General features: G+C 68.7%; 21 protein-coding genes and 2 tRNA genes. 13 read left to right on the top strand and 10 right to left on the bottom strand.

The genetic code is table 11. The features are described from left to right. Positions 1 to 3: 3 nt before the first annotated feature. Positions 4 to 1,125 (top strand): hypothetical protein, encoded by a 1,122-nt coding sequence (locus tag IEV96_RS06085; protein ID WP_188509758.1) that lies wholly within the window; start codon positions 4 to 6, stop codon positions 1,123 to 1,125. Positions 1,126 to 1,162: 37 nt separating this feature from the next. On the opposite strand, the gene IEV96_RS06080 is transcribed toward IEV96_RS06085, so the two are convergent. Further along, the gene (locus IEV96_RS06080; protein WP_188509757.1) at positions 1,163 to 1,939 is read right to left on the bottom strand and encodes an SDR family NAD(P)-dependent oxidoreductase; all 777 of its coding nucleotides are present in this window, start codon (positions 1,937 to 1,939) and stop codon (positions 1,163 to 1,165) included. Positions 1,940 to 1,979: 40 nt separating this feature from the next. On the opposite strand from IEV96_RS06080, the gene IEV96_RS06075 reads away from it, so the two are divergent. Continuing rightward, positions 1,980 to 2,339 (top strand): winged helix-turn-helix transcriptional regulator, encoded by a 360-nt coding sequence (locus IEV96_RS06075; RefSeq protein WP_188509756.1) that lies wholly within the window; start codon positions 1,980 to 1,982, stop codon positions 2,337 to 2,339. Here IEV96_RS06075 and IEV96_RS06070 read toward each other — a convergent pair. Further along, a complete protein-coding gene (locus IEV96_RS06070; protein WP_188509755.1) occupies positions 2,336 to 3,358 on the bottom strand; it encodes an EAL domain-containing protein in 1,023 nt (340 codons plus the stop codon). The two genes, IEV96_RS06075 and IEV96_RS06070, sit on opposite strands and share 4 nt — an antisense overlap. A gap of 123 nt (positions 3,359 to 3,481) precedes the next feature. Next, positions 3,482 to 3,555 (bottom strand) — tRNA-Gly (locus IEV96_RS06065). A 170-nt stretch (positions 3,556 to 3,725) separates the two neighbouring features. On the opposite strand from IEV96_RS06065, the gene IEV96_RS06060 reads away from it, so the two are divergent. From IEV96_RS06060 to tig, 4 genes are all read left to right on the top strand, one after another. Beyond that, positions 3,726 to 4,466, top strand: coding sequence for a histidine phosphatase family protein (locus IEV96_RS06060; RefSeq protein WP_188509754.1), 741 nt, complete (start codon positions 3,726 to 3,728; stop codon positions 4,464 to 4,466). Beyond that, on the top strand, positions 4,450 to 5,319 hold the full coding sequence (locus IEV96_RS06055; protein ID WP_229733092.1) for an NAD(P)H-hydrate dehydratase: 870 nt from the start codon (positions 4,450 to 4,452) through the stop codon (positions 5,317 to 5,319). The genes IEV96_RS06060 and IEV96_RS06055 overlap by 17 nt, the downstream gene beginning before the upstream one ends. A gap of 107 nt (positions 5,320 to 5,426) precedes the next feature. Then, positions 5,427 to 5,500: transfer RNA gene (locus tag IEV96_RS06050), tRNA-Pro, on the top strand. A gap of 58 nt (positions 5,501 to 5,558) precedes the next feature. Then, positions 5,559 to 6,986, top strand: coding sequence for a trigger factor (gene tig / locus IEV96_RS06045; RefSeq protein ID WP_188509753.1), 1,428 nt, complete (start codon positions 5,559 to 5,561; stop codon positions 6,984 to 6,986). A 70-nt stretch (positions 6,987 to 7,056) separates the two neighbouring features. Here tig and IEV96_RS06040 read toward each other — a convergent pair whose 3' ends face one another. Further along, entirely contained in the window at positions 7,057 to 9,129 is a 2,073-nt protein-coding gene (locus IEV96_RS06040; RefSeq protein ID WP_188509752.1) for a S1 family peptidase, read from the bottom strand. A gap of 135 nt (positions 9,130 to 9,264) precedes the next feature. After that, entirely contained in the window at positions 9,265 to 10,116 is an 852-nt protein-coding gene (locus IEV96_RS06035) for a LysR family transcriptional regulator (protein ID WP_188509751.1), read from the bottom strand. Positions 10,117 to 10,184: 68 nt separating this feature from the next. Here IEV96_RS06035 and IEV96_RS06030 point away from each other — a divergent pair, with 68 nt between their 5' ends. Continuing rightward, entirely contained in the window at positions 10,185 to 11,420 is a 1,236-nt protein-coding gene (locus IEV96_RS06030) for an EamA family transporter (protein ID WP_188509750.1), read from the top strand. 11 nt (positions 11,421 to 11,431) lie between these two features. Here IEV96_RS06030 and IEV96_RS06025 read toward each other — a convergent pair whose 3' ends face one another. Then, the gene (locus tag IEV96_RS06025) at positions 11,432 to 11,917 is read right to left on the bottom strand and encodes a tetratricopeptide repeat protein (RefSeq protein ID WP_188509749.1); all 486 of its coding nucleotides are present in this window, start codon (positions 11,915 to 11,917) and stop codon (positions 11,432 to 11,434) included. A gap of 145 nt (positions 11,918 to 12,062) precedes the next feature. Here IEV96_RS06025 and IEV96_RS06020 point away from each other — a divergent pair, with 145 nt between their 5' ends. Both IEV96_RS06020 and IEV96_RS06015 read left to right on the top strand, forming a co-directional pair. Further along, positions 12,063 to 12,683 (top strand): ATP-dependent Clp protease proteolytic subunit, encoded by a 621-nt coding sequence (locus tag IEV96_RS06020; protein ID WP_188509748.1) that lies wholly within the window; start codon positions 12,063 to 12,065, stop codon positions 12,681 to 12,683. Positions 12,684 to 12,692: 9 nt separating this feature from the next. Beyond that, positions 12,693 to 13,352 carry an ATP-dependent Clp protease proteolytic subunit gene (locus IEV96_RS06015; RefSeq protein WP_188509747.1) on the top strand — a complete coding sequence of 220 codons (660 nt, stop codon included), beginning with the start codon at positions 12,693 to 12,695 and terminating at the stop codon, positions 13,350 to 13,352. A gap of 73 nt (positions 13,353 to 13,425) precedes the next feature. On the opposite strand, the gene IEV96_RS06010 is transcribed toward IEV96_RS06015, so the two are convergent. Further along, positions 13,426 to 14,109 carry a copper resistance CopC family protein gene (locus tag IEV96_RS06010; protein WP_188509746.1) on the bottom strand — a complete coding sequence of 228 codons (684 nt, stop codon included), beginning with the start codon at positions 14,107 to 14,109 and terminating at the stop codon, positions 13,426 to 13,428. 2 nt (positions 14,110 to 14,111) lie between these two features. Next, on the bottom strand, positions 14,112 to 15,485 hold the full coding sequence (locus IEV96_RS16630; protein WP_229733090.1) for a YcnI family copper-binding membrane protein: 1,374 nt from the start codon (positions 15,483 to 15,485) through the stop codon (positions 14,112 to 14,114). A 194-nt stretch (positions 15,486 to 15,679) separates the two neighbouring features. Here IEV96_RS16630 and clpX point away from each other — a divergent pair, with 194 nt between their 5' ends. Continuing rightward, complete coding sequence (gene clpX, locus IEV96_RS06000; RefSeq protein ID WP_188509745.1) at positions 15,680 to 16,957, top strand: ATP-dependent Clp protease ATP-binding subunit ClpX; 1,278 nt, start codon at positions 15,680 to 15,682, stop codon at positions 16,955 to 16,957. A gap of 17 nt (positions 16,958 to 16,974) precedes the next feature. On the opposite strand, the gene IEV96_RS05995 is transcribed toward clpX, so the two are convergent. Beyond that, positions 16,975 to 17,628, bottom strand: a complete 654-nt coding sequence (locus IEV96_RS05995; protein ID WP_188509744.1) for a GntR family transcriptional regulator — start codon at positions 17,626 to 17,628, stop codon at positions 16,975 to 16,977. Between the two features lie 89 nt (positions 17,629 to 17,717). Between IEV96_RS05995 and IEV96_RS05990 the strand changes: the two genes are divergently transcribed. The 3 genes from IEV96_RS05990 (at position 17,718) to IEV96_RS05980 (ending at position 20,340) form a co-directional block, all read left to right on the top strand. After that, positions 17,718 to 18,725: a 1-aminocyclopropane-1-carboxylate deaminase gene (locus IEV96_RS05990; protein ID WP_188509743.1), complete on the top strand. Its 1,008-nt coding sequence runs from the start codon at positions 17,718 to 17,720 to the stop codon at positions 18,723 to 18,725. Between the two features lie 116 nt (positions 18,726 to 18,841). After that, complete coding sequence (locus IEV96_RS05985) at positions 18,842 to 19,789, top strand: NADP-dependent oxidoreductase (protein WP_229733088.1); 948 nt, start codon at positions 18,842 to 18,844, stop codon at positions 19,787 to 19,789. A gap of 89 nt (positions 19,790 to 19,878) precedes the next feature. After that, positions 19,879 to 20,340 (top strand): hypothetical protein, encoded by a 462-nt coding sequence (locus tag IEV96_RS05980; RefSeq protein WP_188509742.1) that lies wholly within the window; start codon positions 19,879 to 19,881, stop codon positions 20,338 to 20,340. A gap of 415 nt (positions 20,341 to 20,755) precedes the next feature. Here the strand turns inward: IEV96_RS05980 and IEV96_RS05975 are convergent, their stop codons facing one another. Further along, complete coding sequence (locus IEV96_RS05975; RefSeq protein WP_188509741.1) at positions 20,756 to 22,168, bottom strand: HNH endonuclease signature motif containing protein; 1,413 nt, start codon at positions 22,166 to 22,168, stop codon at positions 20,756 to 20,758. Between the last annotated feature and the right edge of the window lie 139 nt (positions 22,169 to 22,307).

Below are 22,307 nucleotides of genomic sequence, written 5' to 3'. Positions count from 1 at the left end.
ACCATGGCCAGGCGCGGGGTGGTGGCGGCGGCCGTCGCGGCGCTCGGCGTGGTCGCGGTCGTCGGCGGCATGGTCGTGCTGTCGTCGGGGACGGGCGTCGGGATAAGTCCCGGGTCGGGCGGATGCGGCACGGGAATCGTCGACCCGGCAATCGTGGCGGAGAGCGACCTGAGGGTGGACACCTTCGAGGGCGAACAACTGGTCAACGCGGCGGAGGTGATGAACGCTGCCACCTCGGCGGGCCTGCCCCAGCGGGCGCAGTTCATCGGCGTCATGACCGCCATCGGCGAGTCCTCGCTGCGCAATCTCACCTACGGCGACGACATCCTCGGCGTCACGAACCCGGACGGCAGCCCGACGTCATCGATCGGGTTGTTCCAGCAACAGTCCTGGTGGGGGAGCCGTGCCATCCGCCTCGATCCGTATCGGTCGGCCCTGCTGTTCTACGAGCGTCTCGGCGGTGTGCCGGGCTGGGAGGCGCTGCCGCCGACGGCCGCGGCACACGCCGTGCAGCGCAACGCCGATCCCGACCACTACACCCGGTTCTTCGAACCGGCCGTGCGTATCGTCGAGGCGCTTACGGCGGCGGCGGGCGGCAGCGACTGCCCGATCTCGGTCAGTGCCCGGCTGCTGGCACAGGAACTCGTGGTGCACGCCGACGACGGCAGTCTGCGCGGGCTGGTCCCCGACCACCTCAGGCAGATCCGCTGGATCGCGAACGGCGACCGCGTGCCGGGCTGCGCGGTCGATACGCGTGTGCTGCAGATCATGGTGATCGCCGTGCGCTACTTCGAGGAGGTCGGCGTCAGCAGTATCAACCGCAACTGCACCGCCGAGCTGCTGGGTGCGGGCGCGGAGTCGTGGCACTACAGGGACGGCGGGGGCCGCGCCGTCGACTTCTTCAGCCTGAACGGGGTCGCGCTCACCGGCGCCGACGCGCAGTCGCTGCGGCTCATCGGGCTGCTCGATCCCAGCATGCCGGAGGGCAGCCGGGTCGGACAGTCGCAGTGCCGCGCCGAGATCGGTATCACCCTCGCGCTGTCGCGCTGGACGGACATCGCCGACGGCTGCAACCACCTGCACATCGACGTCGGAGGCTCGAACGCCCCGCTGCTCGTGCGCTGACGGCGTGTGGTCGCGGCCGCGGTCATCGGGGCTGGTCTCAGAGCTTTCCGACCGCGCGGCCCATCAGGTTCGGTGCGAGTCGAAGCATCCCCGGGAGCAGTCTGGATGCCCCCGGCAGCGCCATCGGCCGGCGCTTGTCGAGCGCCCTCAGCGTGGCGGCCGCCACCGCCGAGGCGGGGAGTTTCCTGACGGTCTTGTCGGCGTTCATGGGGGTGTCCGTGGTCGGCGGGATCACCTCGAGCACGTGGGTGCCGTCGGGGGCGAACTGCCGGCGAAGCCCCTCCGCGAATCCGTGCAGCCCCGCCTTCGCCGCTCCGTAGGTCGGTGCGCGCGTGGGCGACACCAGGGCGAATCCCGACGTGACGAACACGACGGCGTCGAGCCCGGGCCAGCGCCGGAGGGCCTCACCGGTCAGGTGGACGGGTGCCGTGAGGTTCACGGCGATCTCGGCGTCGAGGTCGCGGGTCGCATCGGGTCCCGCCGCGAAATCCCTGTCGACCATGATCCCCGCGTTGTTGACGAGAACGTCGAGCCTCCCGAAGCGGTCGGTCACGGCGTCCAACATCGCCGCGCGCGCGGCGCCATCGGTGATGTCGGCGCGGATGGCGAGCGCCTCGGGGTGTTCCCGCGCGAACCGGTCGAGGGCAGACTGCGAGCGGCCGCAGACGGCCACGACCGCCCCTTCGGCCAGAAACGCTTCGGCCAGACCGAGTCCGATGCCGGACGTGCCTCCGGTGATGAGTACGACGTGTGGGGAAGGGATGAGGGTGCTCCTTGGCTCGGCGGGACGTGCTCGGTATACATTGGTTACCAACTATAAAAGCGTGACCGGATGACCGTAAGGAGGCACTTTTGTGCAACTAGGTAACCTGAGCGAAACCGCCGACTGCCACCGCGCCACCGAGGCGCTCGCCCGGGTCGGCGACAAATGGTCCGTGCTGATCTTCATGCAACTCGAGATCCAGGCACGCCGGTTCAGCGAACTCAAGCGCGAGATCGGCGGGATCTCGCCCAAGATGCTGACGTCGACCCTCCGCGGCCTCGAACGGGAGGGTTTCGTCACGCGCACCGTATTCGCCACGAACCCACCCAGCGTCGAGTACGCCCTCACCGACCTCGGTCGGGAGATGGCCGTTCCGGTACGGGCGCTGGGAACATGGGTGCTCGACAATCTGCACCGCATCGAGAGCGCGCGCGAACGGTTCGACTCCTAGACGACGGCCGGGGCTCCAGCGCCGGGAGCGACGTGCGCGGCGAGCCACTCCGACAGCTTCCGCCCGAAGCCGACGGTGTCTTCCACCGCGTCTCCGTGCTGGGAGGTATGCCATCTGTTCACGGCGCTGCCGTGTTCGGCCAGGAACGCGGTGATCGGGCAGGCGCTCGCATTCCCGGGGTGCGCGCTGCTCCCTCCGTGCATCCAGTGGTACGCCAGCACGGCTGAGAACGTCGTGAGCTCGAGCTGGTCGACGAGCGGGGCGGACCGTGCCGTCCAGGCCGGCACGGCGTCGGCGGGCATCGGGCGCGCGATGGCATACCCCTGGCCGAACGGAGCGCCGAGTACCGCGGCGACCGCGAGCATGTCCAGACTCTCCAGTCCCTCGACGACGGAGGGTCGATGCAGGTTCGTGCCGAGATCAATGAGTGCGGACAGCGAACGGAGGGTGGAGACGGGAGCGACGGCGAACCCGTCATGCACGCTCGAGTCGATCTTGATCAGATCGAAGTCGAAGTGCCGGAGGCGGCTGACGGTGCTGTGGCCCGCTCCCAGGTCGTCGATCGCCATCCGCACGCCGAGGCCGTGCAGCGCGTCGATAGTCAAGGTCTGTTCGCTCGAATCGATTGCCCGGGTCTCGAGCAGCTCGAGAACCAGACGTTGCGCGTCGATGCCGTGGCGGTGCAGGGCCTCCCCGACCCAGGCGCTGCACTGCCGGTTGCCCAGCGTGGACGGATCGAGGTTGACGGAGACGTCGACCAGGATGCCCAGGCTGATCCAGTGCGCGAGGCTCTCGAGCGACCGGTCGAGCGCGATCCTGAACAGTGTGTCCACCTCGTCGGCGTCGAGCGCCGGTACGAACTCGGCCGCCGTGGCCAGGGTGCCGTCGCGGCGTCTGAGCCGGGCGAGGGCCTCGAAGACGGTCGGGCGGCCGGTGACCAGATCGACGATGGGCTGCATGAACATTTCGACGCGACCATCGTCCAGCGGTGCAGTGCCAGCGAGCGACGATGTCGACATCTACGTCTTGTCCAGTTCCGATTGTCTGAAGCGTGACGAGTGACGCTGTCACACTTCCGATTCTCGAAGCATAACCCCGTCCTTCTCCGGACGCTGGGCCTGCCCCGATCGACGGGACTCATTTGGAGGGGCTGACGAGAATCGAACTCGCATCATCTGTTTGGAAGACAGAGGCTTTACCACTAAGCTACAGCCCCGAATCCGACGGGCTATCGTCGGCATTTCACGGGTGGTAGCCGGAACTACCGAGGAACACTGTACCCGAAGTGCGGCGCACTTTTCGACGAGGATCGCCGTCGGCCTAGACGCGAGCGGCGGCGCACGCAAGCCCGCGCCGCATTGGGTGGGTCTAACTAGCCTCGGACGCATGGCTGCTCACGAACTCTGGCTTATCCGTCACGGCGAAAGCCTCGCGAACCGGGCCGCGACAGCGGCGGAGAACGCGGGGCTCGAGGTCGTCAGCATCGACCTGCGCGATGCCGACGTTCCGCTCTCCCCGACGGGCGAGGAACAGGCCGAGGCCCTCGGGGCCTGGCTCGCCGACCTCGCAGAAGACGAGAGACCGGATGCCGCGTGGAGTTCGTCCTACCTGCGTGCTCGCCAGACCGTCTCCATCGCCCTCACGACCGCCGGTTCCGACGTCGTGGTGCGCGTCGACGAGCGCCTGCGTGACAGGGAGCTGGGTGTGCTCGACCTGCTCACGACGCACGGCGTGGAGACGCGGTTCCCCGAGGAGGCGCTGCGCAAACGTTGGCTCGGCAAGTTCTACTACCGGCCGCCGGGTGGCGAATCCTGGGCCGACCTCGCGCTGCGGATCCGTTCGTTGCTGGTCGACCTCGAACGCCCCGAGACCCCGTCGCGCGTGCTCATCGCCGGTCATGACGCGATCGTGATGATCTTCATCTATGTCTGCCTCGGGCTCAGCGAGAGCGAGCTGCTCGAGTTCGCGCAGACGCACACCGTCGCGAACGCGTCGGTCACCCGCCTCGTGCGCGACGGCGACACCGGCGAGTGGACGCTCGAGGCGTTCTCGCTCGACGAGCACCTCGTCGCCGCCGGAGCGCCGGTGACTCTGCACGGAGGGGACGACGTTGTCCAGCCGCGTTGAGGTGAGCGGCGAGACGCTGCGCGAGTGGACGCTGCCCGAGCCGGACGATTCGAAGTACAGCCGCGGCCAGGTCGTCGTTGTGGGCGGTGCGCTCAAGTCGCCGGGCGCCGCCATGCTCGCCGGCACGGCCGCCCTGCGGGTGGGGGCGGGGCGGTTGACCCTCGCCGTGGGTGCGTCGGTCGCGGCGCACGTCGCCGTCGCCGTGCCCGAGTGCGGGGTCGTGCCGCTCGACGAGACCCCCGGGGGCAGCGTGAGCGGGTTTTCACTCGCGGCCGCATCCGACGATCTCGAACGTGCCGACGCGGTGCTGCTCGGTCCGGGACTCGACGATGCGGAAGAGGCCGAGGTCATGGTGCGCGAACTGGCGCGCCACCTCGGCGACGACACCGTCGTGGTGCTCGACGCGTTCGGTCTCGGCGTCGTGCCGTCGGTGCCGCAGGTGGCTCAGGACCTCGGCGGTCGGCTCGTGCTCACGCCGAACAAGGTGGAGGCGGCGCTCCTGCTCGAGCGCGACGTCGATGACCTCGAGGCCGACCTCGTCGAGATCGCCGAGCGCTACCGGGCCGTCGTGGCCTGCTACGGGATCGTGACCGCACCCTCGGGCGACGTCTGGATCGTCGACGGCGGCGGCCCGGGCCTCGGTACCTCGGGAAGCGGCGACGTGCTCGCCGGCGCGATCGCCGGCCTGTGCGCGCGCGGGGCCTCGCCCGAACAGGCGGCTGTGTGGGCGTCGTTCCTCCACGTGGCCGTCGGCGACCGGCTCTCGGCACGAATCGCGCCGCTGGGATTCCTCGCCGGCGACATGCTCGGCGAGCTGCCGTCTGTGCTCGAGGCGGCCGCCCGGAAGGGCTGAAACGCAACAGAAATGCTCCAAGCCGAACCACGCTAGACTTGCCGAGGCCAAAAAAGGGTTGCGCTCAGGCGCACCCGGATGCGGCAGCAACAGACACGGATTTTTCCCGGGGCGTAGCTCAGCTTGGTAGAGCGCTCGGTTTGGGACCGAGAGGCCGCAGGTTCGAATCCTGTCGCCCCGACACAGTCAGAACGCACATAACGGGACTGTCAAGTAACGAACATCAGGAGATACCCATCGTGAAGACCACGGTCGAAAAGCTCAGCCCCACCCGCGTGAAGCTCAGCATCGCCATTACGCCCGAAGAGCTGCGCCCCAGCATCGATCACGCGTACGAGCACATCGCTACGCAGGTGAACATCCCCGGCTTCCGCAAGGGCAAGGTTCCGCCCGCGCTGATCGACCAGCGTGTCGGCCGCGGCGAGGTTCTCAACCACGCGGTCAACGACGGACTCGACAAGTTCTACAAGCAGGCCATCAGCGAAGAGAAGATCCGCACCCTCGGCCGGCCCGAGGCCGACGTCACCTCGCTCCCGAGCGAGAAGGACTTCTCCGGAGACCTCGAGCTCGCCATCGAGGTCGACGTGCGTCCCGAGTTCGACCTCCCCGAGTACGAGGGAATCACCCTGACCGTCGAAGAGGCCAAGGTCTCCGCCGACGACGTCAAGGACGAGCTCGACACGCTGCGCAGCCGCTTCGGCACCCTCGTCACCGTCGACCGCCCCGCCAAGAAGGGCGACTTCGCGCAGATCGACCTGGTCGCCACCATCGGCGGCAACGAGGTCGACACCGCGAACGCGATCTCGTACGAGGTCGGATCGGGCGACCTCATCGAGGGCATCGACGAGGCGCTCGACTCGCTCAGCGCCGGCGAGACCACCACGTTCGAGTCCGAGCTGCTCGGTGGCGATAACGCCGGCGAGAAGGCCCAGATCGTCGTGTCGCTGCTCGCCGTCAAGGAGCGCGAGCTTCCCGAGGCCGACGACGACTTCGCCCAGGTGGCGAGCCAGTTCGACACCATCAAGGAGCTCAAGGCCGACATCAAGGAGCAGGTCGCCAAGTCGAAGGTCTTCGGCCAGGGTGCCGAGGCTCGCGACCAGATCGTCGACGAGCTGCTCAAGAGCGTCGAGATCCCCGTTCCCGCCCAGCTCGTCGAAGACGAGGTGCACCGCCACCTCGAGAACGAGAACCGTCTCGAGGACGAGGTGCACCGCGCCGAGGTCGCCGAGTCGAGCGAGAAGACGTTCCGCACCCAGATCCTGCTCGACTCCATCGCGGAGAAGGAAGAGATCAAGGTCAGCCAGGACGAGCTCACCCAGTACCTGATCCAGGGCGCGGCCCAGTACGGCATGGAGCCCGGCGAGTTCATCCAGGTCCTCGACAAGAACGGCCAGATCCCCGGCATGATCGGCGAGGTCGCCCGCTCGAAGGCCCTCGCGGTCGTCCTGGGCAAGGCGAACGTCGTCGACACCAAGGGCAACAAGGTCGACGTCTCCGAGTTCACCGCGGGCTTCGACTCCAACGAGGAGTCGACCGACGAGGACGGCTTCGACACCTCCGACGCCGCCGCCATGCTCGGCCAGGCCAACGCCAACTCGGGCGCATCCGACCGCGACAGCCACGGACGCAAGGCGAACCACGAGCACTACGGCCACGACCACAAGTAGTCGCACGTCACGAAGAAGGGCCCGTCACCTCAGGTGACGGGCCCTTTCTCTCTCTCCGGATGATCCGGGGTTAGGGCTGTGCGCCGGGGAAGCGTGCGATCGAGCGCTCGTAGTACTCCTGGCTGCCGGTGATCGCGGAGCGCAGCTGCGCATCGCCGTTGTTCTGGCCGTAGACGGCCCACCCGTAGGTCTCCGACTCTCCGGCATAGCGGCCGAGGTACTCGAAGTAGATGGCGGACACACGGGAGCGGGCCGCCTCCATCGATCCCCAAATGGCATTGACCACCGCCGGGCGGCCGTTGTGGAAGGCCTGGAACGACCATCCGACGCTCTCTTGCATGGATGCGGAGCGGCCGAGCATGCGTGTGTAGAGGGCTTGAACGAAGCGCACGTTGTCTGCGCCGGCGTTGTTGTAGAACTCTTCAGACGCGAGGAATTGCTTGTCAAGATCCTCGGTCATGACGGTGCCGTTGCGCATCAGCGCGAGCCAGCCGTAGATGGCGTCGCCCTCCGGCTCGCGGCCGAGGATCGTGCGGTAGGCGCTCGTGGCTTTGTTCAGCCGGTACTCGTCGCTCAGGAGGAATCCGCCGGTAATCGACTGGCCGCTCGCGACGATCGCGCTCCAGCCGCTGACCTCTTCGGGAGCGGCCGAGCGGAACAGCACGTCGCGGTAGAGGGCCATCACGAGGGCCGCGCTGCCGTTGGTGGCGGCCGGCGTACCCGTGATCGAGACGGCGCCGCTTGCCGCCGCGGAAACCGACCAGGTTCCCCATCGGGCCTTCACGCTGTAGTTGTGGGATCCGCCCGCCATGGAGGGGAGGGCGATCGACCAGCTGCCGCCCGCCGCCGACGCGGTCGCCGCGGGGGTGGTCGCGCCGTCGAGATAGACACTCACGGTGCTCGAAGCGCTCGCGGCGTCGAGCGTGCCTGTGATGGAACCGGGCGCCGATGGCGTTCCGCCGTAGGCACCGGTGATGACGGGGGTGGCGACGGTCACCGCCGGCTCCCAGCCGCCGCCGTACGCCGCCGTGACGCTCATGCCGGTGGGGGAGACCATCGGGAAGAAGGTGGACAGGTAGTTGCTACCGCCGCACGCGGTCGCGCTGCTGCTGGCCGACGTGACGCCGACGGCGACCTGGCCGATCAGGGCGGATCCGCCGCTGTCGCCCGGCAGCACACACGTGGTGGCGATGATCGAGTTGACGTCGTTGCTGCTGCCGTTGTCGTTGATGCGCTGCACCGAGTCGATGGCCCGCACGGTGCCGCAGGTCCAGCCCGTGGTGCTGCCCGACTTGCAGAGGGTCGCGCCGACGATGGCGGCCGAGGTGGATTGCACGGGAAGCGCGGCCGACGAGCGCGGTGCTCCGGCACCGCCGCCCCACGTGGCGACCGCGGGGTAGCCGACGAAGCCGGCGGCCGTGCCGGCCACGAGGCCGCTGTCGAAGCCGCCGCCGAACGCCTGCGAACCGGCGACGGGGAGGCCGATGGGGGAGGCGGCCGTGGCGGGAGCGCTCGGCGCGCTCTGGGTGACCGCGTTCACCTGGCCGGTCATGCCCGCCATGCCCGCGAGGCAGTGGCCGGCCGTGGCGAGCTGCGGCTGCCCTGAGGCGGTCGCGAAGCCCGAGAATCCGACCGAGCAGCGCCCGACGGTGTTTCCGACCTGCCAGCTGATGGCTTCACCGCCGAAGATGTCGGCGACGCTGTAGAACTCGATTCCGGCGAGGTCCACGGCGACCGGTGCATCCAGCTCGGCGACGGCGCCGGCCTTCTCGACCAGGGCGGCGTCGGCCTGGTCGGCGACGTTGACGGTGAGCGTCGTCTCGTCGATTGCCGAACCGACCACGTCGACTCCCGCGTCGGCGAGGGACTTTACGACCTCGACGGCGTCGGTCGCCGCGGCCGCCTCGGCGAGGTAGGTCTCTGCGCTGACCCCGAGGTCACGGGAGAGTGCCGACACGAGTTCGTCGGGCAGCGCGGTGGCGGCCGCGGCGAAGTCGGACTCCGCGTAGTCGCCCATGGTCACGGGCGGCGCGGTGGCGGCGGTCGCGGCCGTCGCCGGCGGGATGGCAACGAAGCCGACCGCGACGAGGAGGAGGGTGGCGCCTCCCGAGGTCAGGGCGTGGCGCAGGGTGCGGGTGGTCATGTGGGGGCTCCAGTATGGCTGGGCGCAGCAGTCCGGTTAGTGTGTACGCCGAGGCCGTGCGCTCGCGCGCCGCTGACTCCCCCCGGCTCATGCTAACGGTAGGGGCGGCGGGCGGGAAGGGCGACGGCCTGCGCGTTACCGGTACAGGTCGACGAGAAGTTCGACCACGGCATCGCGGTCGCGCGGGACATCCCCCCGGCTCCACGCGATGTAGACGGGTATCGGCGGCCCGTCGCGCACCGGTCGGAAGACGATGCCGGGGCGGCGGTACTGGTCGGCCGTGGACTCCGCGGACACCCCGACGGCGCGCCCCGACGAGATCACGGTCAGCCAGTCTTCGACGTCGTGCGTGTTCACGACCCCGCGCGGGGGAGTGGACGCCGGCCACAGCCCCAGAGACGTCGTTCCTGTCGCCGCGTCGATCGCCACGCGGCGCTCCGCCACCTCGGCGAGGGTCACCGAGCGGCGCTTCGCCCAGCCGTCGTCAGCCGCCATGGCGCACACCCTCTTCTCCAAGCCGATGAGCACGAGGTCGTAGTCGTCGGTCGGCGGCGGCCTGCGCAGGATGGCCAGGTGCGCCGTGCCGTCGTCGAGTCCGGCGGTGGCGGTGTTCGATCGCACCAGCTCGAGTTCGATGCCGGGGTGCGCCGCCGCCCACCTCCGCTGGAACGGCACGGTGTGACGCCCGAGCGCCGACCAGGCGTAGCCGATGCGCACCCGCTCGTTCTCGCCCCGCGCCTCGCGCTCGAGCTCGTCGACCCCGCCGAGCACCCGTCGTGCCTGGCGCAGTGCCCGCTCGCCCGCGGCCGTCAGTTCGAGCCGCCGTGTCGTGCGACCCAGCAGGCGGATGCCGAGCTTGTGTTCGAGGGACGCCAGATTCCGCGATACGGCGGCCTGCGACATCCGCAGCTCCAGCGCGGCGTCGGTGAACGTGCCCCGGTCGACGATGGCGACGAGACACCGCAGTTCCCGCAGTTCGACACTCATGCGTCCAGTGTATGAGTGAGGCCGACTATGCATTTACGGATCGGATCGCGCGGCGCAAGACTGGCGGCATGACCGAGCCGCGCCGCACCGCCACCGGTGTCGCCACCCTGCTCGGCAGCGCGCTGTCCAACCAGGTGGGGGCCGCCGTCGGGTCGTTCGCGTTCGCGGAGATCGGGCCGACCGGCGTGGTGGTCGTGCGGCAGTTCGTGGCGGCAGCCGTGCTCGTTCCCCTCGCCCGCCCGCGCTTCTGGGCCTTCACGCGTGCCCAGTGGTGGCCCGTGCTGCTGCTCGCGCTCGTGTTCGGGGTCATGAATCTCGGCCTGTACACCGCCATCGACCGTATCGGCCTCGGGCTGGCCGTGACCCTCGAGTTCCTCGGCCCGCTCGCCATCGCCATCGCGGGTTCCCGCTCGCGGGGCGGCATCCTGTGTTCGATCGCAGCGGTCGCCGGTGTGGCCGCGATCATGCGGCCGCAACCGACGACCGACTATGTGGGTCTCGCCGCCGGGTTGCTCGCCGCCGTGTGCTGGGCCGCGTACATTCTGCTCAACCGCACCGTCGGCAGGCGGATCCCCGGACTGCAGGGCACCGCGACGGCCGCGACCGTGTCGGCGCTGCTGTTCGTTCCGGTCGGCATCGTGGTGTTCGTGGTATCGCCGCCGACCCCGGCCGCCGTCGGGTTCGCGGTCGCCGCGGGCGTGCTCGCCTCGGCCGTGCCCTACGTCGCCGACCTGATCGCCCTGCGCCGGGTGCCCGCGCACCTGTTCGGACTGCTTATGAGCGTGCAGCCGATCTTCGCCGCGCTGGTCGGGGCCGTTCTGCTCGGGCAACGCCTCGGCGGGATCGAGTGGGTCGGCATCGCCCTCATCGTCGGAGCGAACGTGGCCGCGCTGCTGCTCGCGCGGCGGGCGCCCGTAAGCTCCTTGGCTATGGCGCAGTCCGATGACGAACGGCCCGATTGGGGGGGGCTCGTTACGAGAGCGGTAGCGGCCGGTCCCGCGTCGTCGGTCACCGTTGTCGAGAGCCGACTCGTAGGATTATTCGTGGAGCTCATCTTCGACGGGGATCCCGGGTTCCGTCCAGGACGATTCGGCGTGCGGTTCGCTGTTCCCGCACGCGAGGGCGACGCGCGCTGGCGGGCGATGGCAGAACCCACGACTCCGGAAGATTGGGCGTGGATCGCCGCCATGGTGGAAGTGATGACTCCCTACGAGGCCGTGAGCGAAGCTGAGATCGCAGGGCCGGACGCCGACGGTGTGCGCTGGCTCACGACGGCCTCAGCAGACCCGGATTTCTCGCAGTAGAACCGGTGTAGCTAACCGCGCAGCTCGAGCGCGTAGCGCCGGACCGCGGAGGAGTAGACGGGCAGGGAGTCGGCGAGGGCATACAGGGCGACGGATGCCGCGTCCCGCTCGCGCCCGTCGCTCGCGAGTGCGAGCGCCAGAAAGGCCGCGGCGGGCGCAGTCCACTCGTCGGCGGCGTGTTCGGCGAGAAGGTCGCCCAGCAGGTCGACGGCTTCGGCGGGGCGCCCGAGGTTGCGCAGCGTGCTCGCCAGCTGGATGACGGCCTGCGGGTGACGCTCGGCGTCGAGTCCGGCCGCGATGGCCGCGCGGTAGAGGGGCTCGGCCTCCGATTCACGGCCGAGGTAGTCGCGAACACCGGCGGACTCGAAGAGGGCAGCCGCGTCATCCGCCCCTCTTTCGGCGACCAGCCCGTCGATCGCGACGAGCACCGCCTCATCGGGCGACGATTCGGCGGCGGCCCAGACGGCGGCGACGCGCGACTCCCACGATTCGACCATCCGTCGAGCTTAGGGGCCGCCGACCCGCGGCCGCCGCAGACGGCTCCGCGCGACGCGCGCCAATCTGCCGTAGGCGAACACGCCGGTATGCGTGCGTTACCTCCAGTAGATTCGAAACAAGTTACAACTGAAACGGAGCGCAACAATGGCCCAACCGGCATTGGTCAGCAGTGTTTTCGACCAACTCCTCGCGGACCGCATCATCTGGCTTGGCTCAGAGGTGCGGGATGACAACGCCAACGAAATTTGCGCGAAGATCCTCCTGCTTGCAGCAGAAGACTCCAAGCGCGACATCTACCTCTACATCAACTCGCCGGGTGGTTCCATCACCGCCGGAATGGCGATCTACGACACGATGAAGTTCGTACCGAACGACATCGTCACCGTCGGTATCGGCATGGCGGCCTCCATGGGACAGTTCCTGCTGTCCTCGGGGACGAAGGGCAAGCGCTACATCACGCCCAACGCCCGCGTGCTGCTGCACCAGCCGTCCGGTGGATTCGGCGGCACCTCGGCCGACATCCAGACCCAGGCCTTCGTCATCCTCGACATGAAGAAGCGCATGGCCGAGCTCACGGCGGAGCAGACCGGCAAGTCGATCGAGCAGGTGCTCATCGATAACGACCGCGACAACTGGTTCGACGCGAAGGGTGCCCTCGAGTACGGCTTCGTCGACCACATCCGCGAATTCGCCTCCAACGTCGTCGGCGGTGGCGGAACGGACGAGACCGTCTCCGACGACCCCGACACCGCGGCCAAGAACTAGGAATCGAGCATGGACAACTACAACTTCGGTGGCGTCGCCCGTCCCTCGGCCGAGTCACGCTACATCCTGCCCACCTTCGAGGAGCGCACGGCCTACGGCTACAAGCGCCAGGACCCGTACGCCAAGCTGTTCGAAGACCGCATCGTCTTCCTCGGCGTGCAGATCGACGACGCCTCGGCCGACGACGTTATGGCCCAGCTTCTCGTTCTCGAGAGCCAGGACCCCGACCGCGACATCGTGATGTACATCAACTCGCCCGGTGGATCGTTCACCGCGATGACGGCCATCTACGACACGATGCAGTACATCAAGCCGCACATCCAGACCGTCGTGCTCGGCCAGGCTGCTTCGGCCGCCGCCGTGCTCATGGCGGCCGGAACGCCCGGCAAGCGCCTCGCTCTGCCGAACGCGCGCATCCTCATCCACCAGCCCTCGACCGGTGACGCCGGCCGCGGACAGGCATCGGACATCGAGATCCAGGCCGCCGAGATCCTCCGCATGCGCGGCTGGCTCGAGTCGACCCTGTCGCACCACTCGAACCGCACGCCCGAGCAGGTGAACAAGGACATCGACCGCGACAAGATCCTCAGCGCGGCCGAGGCCCTCGAGTATGGTCTCATCGACCAGGTGCTCGAGAGCCGCAAGAACGTGCCGGCGATCACCGCCTAGGCACCGCACTCCACGCAAAAGGCCGCTCCCCGTTTCGACGGGGAGCGGCCTTTTTGCGTTCCGTGGCGCGGTTCTACTCCTCGTCGTCCCGCTTCTTCGGGCGCACCAGCAGCAGCGTCGCCGAGATTGCCGCGACGACGGCGACGGCCGCGCCACCGAGCCAGAGCAGCGTGGTCGTGCTGTTGTCGGCGGGGTCGTCCGCCTCGGCGCCCGGGGTCGCGGTCGGCGTCTCGGCCGGGTCCTCGGCCTGCGTCGTCATCTCGGGCTCCGGATCCTCGGCGGTCTCGCCGCAGACCGGCGCCGTCGCCGAGCCCTTGCTGGGCGTGGCGTCGGCGGGTGGCGCCCACTCGAACGTGATCGGGCCGAAGCTCGAGGGAGCGCTGCTCACGACGTGACCGTCACTGGAGACGAGCTGCCAATTCATCGTGTACTGACCCGCTGCTCCGAGAGCCGCCGGCGTGCTCATCGTCGCGTCGACGAGCGAAATGCAACCGTCCCCGTAAAACCGACCCATCGCATCCGTGATCTGGATGTCGAAGTTGGTTCCCGAACCGGTCCCGGTTCCTTGGTCGAGGATCGTCTCGTTCATCGTGACCGAGAACTCGGTGGGCAGTGTCGTGAGCACGTCGCCCTGCAGGGGCGTCGAAGACACGAGCACGTCGTGCGCCTGGGCGGGCGCCGCGAAGCCGAGAACGGCGCCGAGGGCCACCGCCGCCCCGAGGGTGACGATGGCGAGGGGACGGCGGTGGCCGGCCACGGTTAGTTCACCGACTTGCTGGTCGATGCTCCGCGACGGGCGGTTACGGCGAGCACGACGCCCACGGCGCCGACCACGAGGCCGCCGATGCCGAGGACGCGCGCGAGCACGTCGTCGGCGGGGGCGGCATCGGCGGTGGGAGCCTCGGCGGTCTCGACGGACGCGCCCGCGTGGTGGTCGTCGGCCGGGGCGTCGTTAATGTACAGCACCGGAGCGGGGTGTTCCGCGTCGGCGTCGGTCTCGTTCCAGCTGACCGTCGATCCGTCGGTGTAGCCCTGGTCGGCCGGCAGCGTGACCGATCCGGTGTCGGGCACCGGTCCGAGCGAGAGCGGGAACAGCTGCAGCTGGCCCGACCCGATCTCCGATCCGGCGTCGGCGGTCCAGACGACCGACGTGACCGCCTCGGTGACCGTCGACTCGCCGATGGTGACGGGTTCGGGCAGCGTCGTTGTGACGAGCTCGGCCGTCCAGCCGGCGACGGGCACGTAGCGCACGCTGGTGAAGGGGGTGTCGGTGGGAAGCGCGAGTTCGACACGGTTCGTCGTGGCCGTCTCCGACTCGTTGGGGACCTTGACGGTGACGACGGTGTAGGAACCGGCGGCAGCCTGACCCGGGTCGATCGTGACGTGCGCGTTGGCCGAGAGGGGCGCCGCGACGGCGAGCAGGAGGCCCGCTCCGATCGCTGCGGGCACGCCGATGATGATTTTCTTCATGGTTGGTTCTTTCTTCTGCGGGTTAGGTGTGTGGTCTTGGGAGAAAGACGACACGGGTGGCCCCCGCAGGCCGAGAGAACAGCGCAGAATCGCGCAGATGCGCGGAACGAAGAGATGACCGGTGGCGGGCGGGCGCCGGATGATCCGGGGCAGCGGTCGCACGTCGGGGGCCGAGGCGAGCACCGTGCGCACGAACAGGGCGGCGACGCCGCGCAGACGCCAGAAGGCGCCCTCGCCGTAACGCAGCGTCAGAATCGTGACGATCGCCGCGGCCGCGTGGCCGAGCCACATCCACCCGTCGGAGTGGTGCGCGCCGGTCCTGCTTCCCGCGAGCAGCACGGCGGACGCGCCGTGCTCGTGTACCCCCGTGCTCGCGGAATGTACGGTGGTCGCGGACTGTACCAGCCCGGCGGGAGCGCTCATGGTGCTGAAAAAAGCGTGGAAGGCGACCTGGCTCAGCAGCACCGAGACGGTCAGCCGGGGGAGCGACACCGTCTTGCCGGTCAGGGCGATGCAGGTGATTCCCGCGAACGCGAGGGCGACGGCGAGGGACACGGCGCTCGGGGCCGATCCGCCGGCGAGGGTGTGCGAGCCCGCGGCCACGAGGGTGGAGAACACGGCGGCGAGCCAGCCGCGCGCGAATCGCGCCCACCGTGTCGTCATTTCCCGCCCCTGTCGTGCCGGAAAAACCCGGACCTCTTCAGACTAGTTCGTGCCTGCCTGTACGTTGGATAGGGAGTCGCCGTGCTGGCGCGGGCCGCACGACGACGCGCTGGATATCGTCGAGTGCCAGCGGCCGTCGGTGGCACAGGTTAGGCTCGGTGCACGTAGCACACGGTGATTGAGGGAGGCTGCACATGGCTCGCATCGGAGAGAGCGCCGACCTGCTCAAGTGTTCCTTCTGTGGAAAGAGCCAGAAGCAGGTTCAGCAGCTCATCGCCGGGCCCGGCGTGTACATCTGCGACGAGTGCGTCGAGCTGTGCAACGAGATCATCGAAGAGCGTCTCGCCGAAGCCGGCGAAGAAGCGTCGAGCGAGTTCGAACTGCCCAAGCCCCGCGAGATCTACTCCTTCCTCGAAGAGTATGTGATCGGCCAGGAGGCCGCCAAGAAGGCCCTCTCGGTCGCCGTCTACAACCACTACAAGCGTGTGCGGGCCCGTTCGACCATCGCCTCCGTCGACACCGTGCTCGACGACATCGAGATCTCGAAGTCGAACATCCTCCTGATCGGCCCCACGGGCTGCGGCAAGACCTACCTCGCCCAGACGCTCGCGAAGCGCCTCAACGTGCCGTTCGCCGTCGCAGACGCCACCGCCCTCACCGAGGCCGGCTACGTGGGCGAAGACGTCGAGAACATCCTGCTCAAGCTGATCCAGGCCGCCGACTACGACGTCAAGCGCGCCGAGACCGGCATCATCTACATCGACGAGATCGACAAGATCGCCCGCAAGGCCGAGAATCCGTCGATCACCCGCGACGTCTCCGGCGAGGGCGTGCAGCAGGCCCTCCTCAAGATCCTCGAGGGCACGGTCGCCTCCGTTCCGCCGCAGGGTGGTCGCAAGCATCCTCATCAAGAATTTATCCAGGTCGACACGACCAACGTGCTGTTCATCGTCGCGGGCGCATTCGCCGGTCTCGAAGAGATCATCTCGCAGCGCGCGGGCAAGAAGGGCATCGGCTTCGGCGCCCCGCTGCACAGCAAGGGCGACGAACGCAACCTCTTCAGCGAGGTGCTGCCAGAAGACCTGCACAAGTTCGGGCTCATCCCCGAGTTCATCGGTCGCCTCCCCGTCGTGGCGACGGTCACGCCCCTCGACCAGGTCGCGCTCATGGACATCCTCACCAAGCCGAAGAACGCGCTGATCCGCCAGTACCAGCGCATGTTCGAGCTCGACGGCGTCGAACTCGACTTCGACGAAGACGCCCTCGAGGCGATCGCCGACCTCGCGGTGCTGCGCCAGACGGGTGCCCGCGGTCTGCGCGCCATCATGGAAGAGGTGCTCGGCCCGATCATGTTCGAGGTTCCGAGCGACGATCAGGTGGCTCGCGTCATCGTCACCCGCGACGCCGTGCTCAACAACGCCGCCCCGACGATCGTGCCGCGCGTCGAGAGCCGCCAGGAGAAGTCGGCCTAAACGGCGCCTGCTGCCCGCTATTCCAGCCCGGTGTAGCGCAGCGAGAGCCAGTTCTCCCGCACCAGCGCCGCCGCGCCGGTCGCGTCGCCCGCCCGGGTGCGCTCGATGACGGCGTCGTGCTGCGCGACCGAGGCGCGCCCTGCAAACGACGCAAACCGCATCCGCTCCACGCGGTGCAGCAGGGGAGTGGTCTGCTCGAGCACGTCCGCCACCAGCTGGTTTCCGCTGGCGGCGACGAACACCTCGTGGAACGCGTGGTCCGCGTCGAGTGCCGCGTCCGCGTCGACAACGTCGAGGGCCAAAGCGAACGCCGAGTTGGCGGCCACCATGGCGTCGATCTGCTCGGGCGTGATCACCGGGACGGCCAGCTGTGCCGCGAGCTCGTGCATCGCCGCGGCGACCTGCTGCGCGCTGATCGTCGAGGCCAGGTCGAAGGGAGCTACCGTCGTGGCTCGTCCGGGCTGGGTGATCACGAGGCCGGCGCGTTCGAGGCGCAGGAGCGCCTCGCGGATGGGGGTGCGGCTCACCCCGAGCCAGTCTTCCAGCTGCGGGTCTTTCAGCCGTTCGCCGGGCGCGAAGGTGCCGTCGACGATCGCGTTGCGGAGCGATTCGTAGACGTCGTCGCGGAGTAGCTGGCGTTTGTGTACGCCCTGGCGTGTGGGAGTCGGCATGCGTCCCATGCTAGCGTTTCGAAAACGCAATATATCGCATGTCGCGTCGGGGCTCATCCGCCTTCGCCGCCACACAGACAGGGACACCCATGGCCATCACCGACTTCGAGCGTTACCCGCTGACCTTCGGGCCGAGCCCGATCCACACGCTGCCCCGCCTCACCCAGCACCTCGGCGGGGCCACGATCTGGGCCAAGCGCGAAGACGTGAACAGCGGACTCGCCTACGGCGGCAACAAGACCCGCAAGCTCGAGTACCTGGTTCCCGACGCCATCGCCTCGGGCGCCGACACCCTGGTGTCGATCGGCGGCTACCAGTCGAACCACACGCGGCAGGTGGCCGCGGTCGCCGCGAAGATCGGCATGAAGGCCGTGCTCGTGCAGGAGAACTGGGTGGACTGGCCCGACTCGGTCAATGACAGGGTGGGCAACATCATGCTCTCGCGCATCATGGGCGCCGAGGTGCGGCTCGATCCGGCCGGCTTCGGCATCGGCATCAAGTCGAGCTGGGAAAAGGCGCTGGAGGACGTGAAAGCGCGTGGTGGCACCCCGTACGCGATTCCGGCCGGCGCATCCGACCACCGTCTCGGCGGTCTGGGTTTCGCCAACTGGGCCTACGAGGTCGAGCGGCAGGAGCGTGAGCTCGGGGTGTTCTTCGACACGATCGTCGTCTGCAGCGTGACCGGTTCGACGCACGCCGGCATGATCGCGGGATTCGCCGGTCAGGAGCGCCCGCGCCGGGTCATCGGCATCGACGCGTCGGCGAAGATCCGGGAGACGCGCGATCAGGTCGCCCGTATCGCCCGCAACACCGCCGCCCTCATCGGGCTTGAGCGGGAGCTGCGCGACGACGAGATCACCGTGCTCGAGGGGTGGGCCGGAGACCTGTACGGCATCCCGGTCGAGTCGACGCTCGACGCGATCCGTCTCACCGGCCGCCTGGAGGGCATGATCATCGACCCGGTCTACGAGGGCAAGTCGATGGCGGGGCTCATCGAGCTGGTGACGTCGGGCGACATCCCGGCGGGCAGCAACGTCCTATACGCGCACCTGGGTGGTCAGCCGGCGATCAACGCCTACAGCGCGCTGTTCCGGTAGGAGTCGCGCGGCTGCGCTCGTCCGTCGCGCGGCGTCACGCTTTGGGTCCGCCGCGCCGGGCGTGTTGCAATAGAGGGGCGACGGATGCTTCGCGCGAGCCTGTGAGGGAGAAGACTTTGGCAGAAACGACGGTTGTGCAGTACTCGCGAATCGGTGGACCGGAGGTACTCGAGTTCGCCTCTGTGCCCCAGCCCGTGCCGGGACCCGGTGAAGTTCTCGTGGAGGTGCTGGCGATCGGGGTGAACCCCATCGACGGCAAACTGCGGGCGGGGGTGCGTCCGTCGCCGCCGATCACGGAGCCGCGCCGCACCGGCTCCGATGCTTCCGGTGTGATCGTCGCGGTGGGCGACGCTGTCTCGGACTGGGCCGTGGGTGACGAGGTGATCGTCAGTATGAGCGGTGCGTACGCGACCTTCCTCGCCGTGCCGGTCGACCGGCTCGACCGCAAGCCCGACGAGTGGTCGTTCGAGCAGGCCGCCGCTGTCGGCATCCCGGTGGCGACGGCGTACCAGACGCTCAAGTCGCTCGAGCTGACGGCGGGGGAGACCCTGCTCGTGCACGCCGGTTCCGGTGCGGTCGGTCAAGCCGCCATCCAGTTCGCGGTCGCGTGGGGCGCGACCGTGGTGGCGACCGGCGGTCCCGCTCGCCAGGAGCGTATGCGCGAGCTGGGTGCCATCCCGGTCGAGTACGGACCGGGGCTCCTCGAGCGTCTGCGGGAGGGCGCGCCGCAGGGATTCGACGTCGTGCTCGACGGAGCCGGCACGGACGAGGCTCTCGAGGCGTCGTTCCAGCTCGTGAGCGACCGCAGCCGCATCGGCACGATCGTGGTCGGTGCGCGTGCCGCCGAGCTGGGCATCCGTGCCTGGTCGGGTGGAAACCCGGTGCCGCTCAGCGACGAGGAGCAGCGGCTGCGCCGTGAGGGTGTTGCCGTGGCATCCGCCCTCGCTGCCGAAGGCCGGTTCGACGTGGAGGTCGCGGAGACGCTGCCGTTCGACCAGGCGGCCGAGGCCCAGCGACGCATCGAGTCGGGCGAGTCGCGCGGAAAGATCGTCCTGCTGCCGTAGCGGGGTTTCGACTCCTCCACAGGGGCCGGTGCCGGCCCGCCCTCCACATGACGACCTCTCGTGTCATCCGCTCGACCGACACTCTCGGCATGACAAACGACAACCTGACCATCGACCGATTTCTCACCCCTTTCGTCGCCGCGTACAGCGCGGGAAAGCCGATCGTGAAGGTGCTGCGCATCGAGCGCCTCGACATCCTGTTGCGCGAGTGCATCGAAGCGCAGGACCACACCGTGCAGTGCGGCGACTGCCGCGCTGTGCTTGCCATCGAGAAGGTTTTGAACACCGTCAACCCGTTCGCGACGGCTATGGGGGTCGATCGGCTCCTGTACGCGCTGGGGGCGTTCGTACATTCGCCGTGGCTACGGTCCGACCCGGAGATGCAGGCCGAGCAATGGCGGCTCGTGCGCGCGCTCGTCGACGCGGTCGAGCGCACTCCCCGATTCGACGAGCTCCACATGACGCCGAACCTCGCACGCCAGATCACGATGTTGCGCGAGCACGTAACGTACGGGCTTCGGGCGACGTCGCAGGCTCGGCGCCTTCGATGAGCCGAAGCCACCACACGGGTCTGCCTGACGGCCGCTTCGAAGTCAGGTGCCAGGCGGAGCACGGCCGACAGCGGTAGTTCGCAACGGGAGCCGTGCAGCCCTGCGCGGGCCCCCGGTGACTTCTCGCCTGGCAGGCTGCCGCCGTGCGGCCGTGCGGCCGTGTCGCCGTGTCTCCGTGTCGTCGTGCCGTCGTGCCGTCGTGCCGTCGTGCCGTCGTGCCGTCGTGCCGTCGTTCGGTCGTGCCGTCGTGCCGTCGTGCCGTCGTGTCGACCGGAGAGCGCAAGGAGCCGCCGACCGTCTCTCGTTCGTAGCTCCGCCACTATACGGGCAGCGGTCGGCGGCAGTCAGGCCCAAGGCGGCCGGTCGGGGCAATCCCGAGCCCGTCCAAGCGCCGACTGCCGGGAGCCGACCGCCGCTACCCGATGCGCTTTTGCAGCGACGTGATCATCTGTGTTCGTGCACCGCCGAGCCTTCGCCACTTCTGCTCTGGATCGAGCCAAGGAGGAGCGAGGATGTGCGGGCGTCCGCCGATCATCTTCATTGCGAAGGCGTTTCTGTGGATAAGTCGATGGCAGTCTTGGCAGAGCAGCACCCCGTTGTCGATATCGGTGGGACCGTCGTCGCGAGCCCACTGGTCGACGTGGTGGGCGTCGCACCAGCCGGGCGGAGCCCCGCAGTTGACGCAACCGCCGTCTCGGACCCGAAGTGCGCGTACCTGCGCCGGGGAGAAGAGGCGCTGGGTTTGCCCGAGCATGAGGACCTCGCCATTGTCGCCGAGCAAGATCGGCGCGTAACCGTTGGCACACACCAACTGCTGCACGGTTGCGGCCGAAACCGGCTCGTCGGTGCCGTCGAGGAATCCGACTCCATGGCCGCTGCGAAGGTCGTCGAGAGTAATGATGGCCGTGACTTCGGCCTTCGACCGCATACCGCCTTGCTCGGCGCCGGTGGAACGAACGCCGGCGCCGAGGAGCCCGGTCACCACGTCGTAGTGGCGCTGCTCGCGGCTGCGCGGATCGACGAATTCTATGGTGGTCTCGCCCGTTTCATCGGTGACCAGAGTCGTGCCCGTGGCCCGGTCGACGTCGCTGAGAAAGCGGGGCGCGTTGCCCGGCTTGTCGGCCTCGTTGAACGCTGCGGCGAGCAGCGCAGCGTCGACAGGGGTGAGCACGCCGGAGAACTTGGTGAGCCCGTCGACCTCGCGACCGAGCAGGAAGGAGCGCTTGCGATAGATGCGTTCGTCGCGCGGCTCGGCGCCGTCGGGGTCGAGCGCTTCGCGCCAGGCGCGGGCTTGGATGCCGACCTCGTCGGCCGTGCAGCGGGCGGCGGTCTCGACCAGCGCGACCTCGGCGACCTCGATGTCGTCGTCGGTCGCGGTCGACCGCGCCTGATCGAGGCAGCGCACGATCACCGCGGCAGCGTCGATACCCACACCGCCCTCGGACATCGCGACGGCGAGAGGCGCGTGCGCGGGCGGGAGAGGCGAGCCGTCTAGGTGGGTGCGCGGCCGGACGGCGGTGCCCACGCTTACGCGCCGAGCCGCTTCGGCGGGCGCGACCCGGGTGAGGCGTTCGACGACCTGGCTGGCACGTTTAAGCCCGAACCGCACGGGAAGCGCATCATTTCCGAGACCGTAGCGGGACCGGTCGCCGATTTCGCCCGCGGTGGCCACGCGCAGGCCGTCGAGGAGTCGCCCGGCGTCTTCCACGGCGACGGTGAGCGCGCACAGTTCCGTGTCGGTCGCGGCGCTCAGGGAGGCGCCGACAATCACGGCGAGCTGCTCGCGCACCTGCCGCACGGTCTCCGCGATCGCACCTATCTGGTCCATAGGTGAATCGTCACTCCGGCCACTGACATTCGGGTTATCCCTGATCAGAAGTGGGATTTCCCGTGGAATCAAGTTTTTTGGAGGTGCCTGTGGAGGAGAGGATGCGCGCGGGTTAAAGGGGTGGTGGTGGGGTGAGGGG

It is taken from the genome of Conyzicola nivalis (assembly GCF_014639655.1).
Lineage (GTDB): Bacteria > Actinomycetota > Actinomycetes > Actinomycetales > Microbacteriaceae > Conyzicola > Conyzicola nivalis.
The sequence above is the reverse complement of the archived record's forward strand: the minus strand, read 5'-3'. Positions and strand labels throughout refer to the sequence as shown.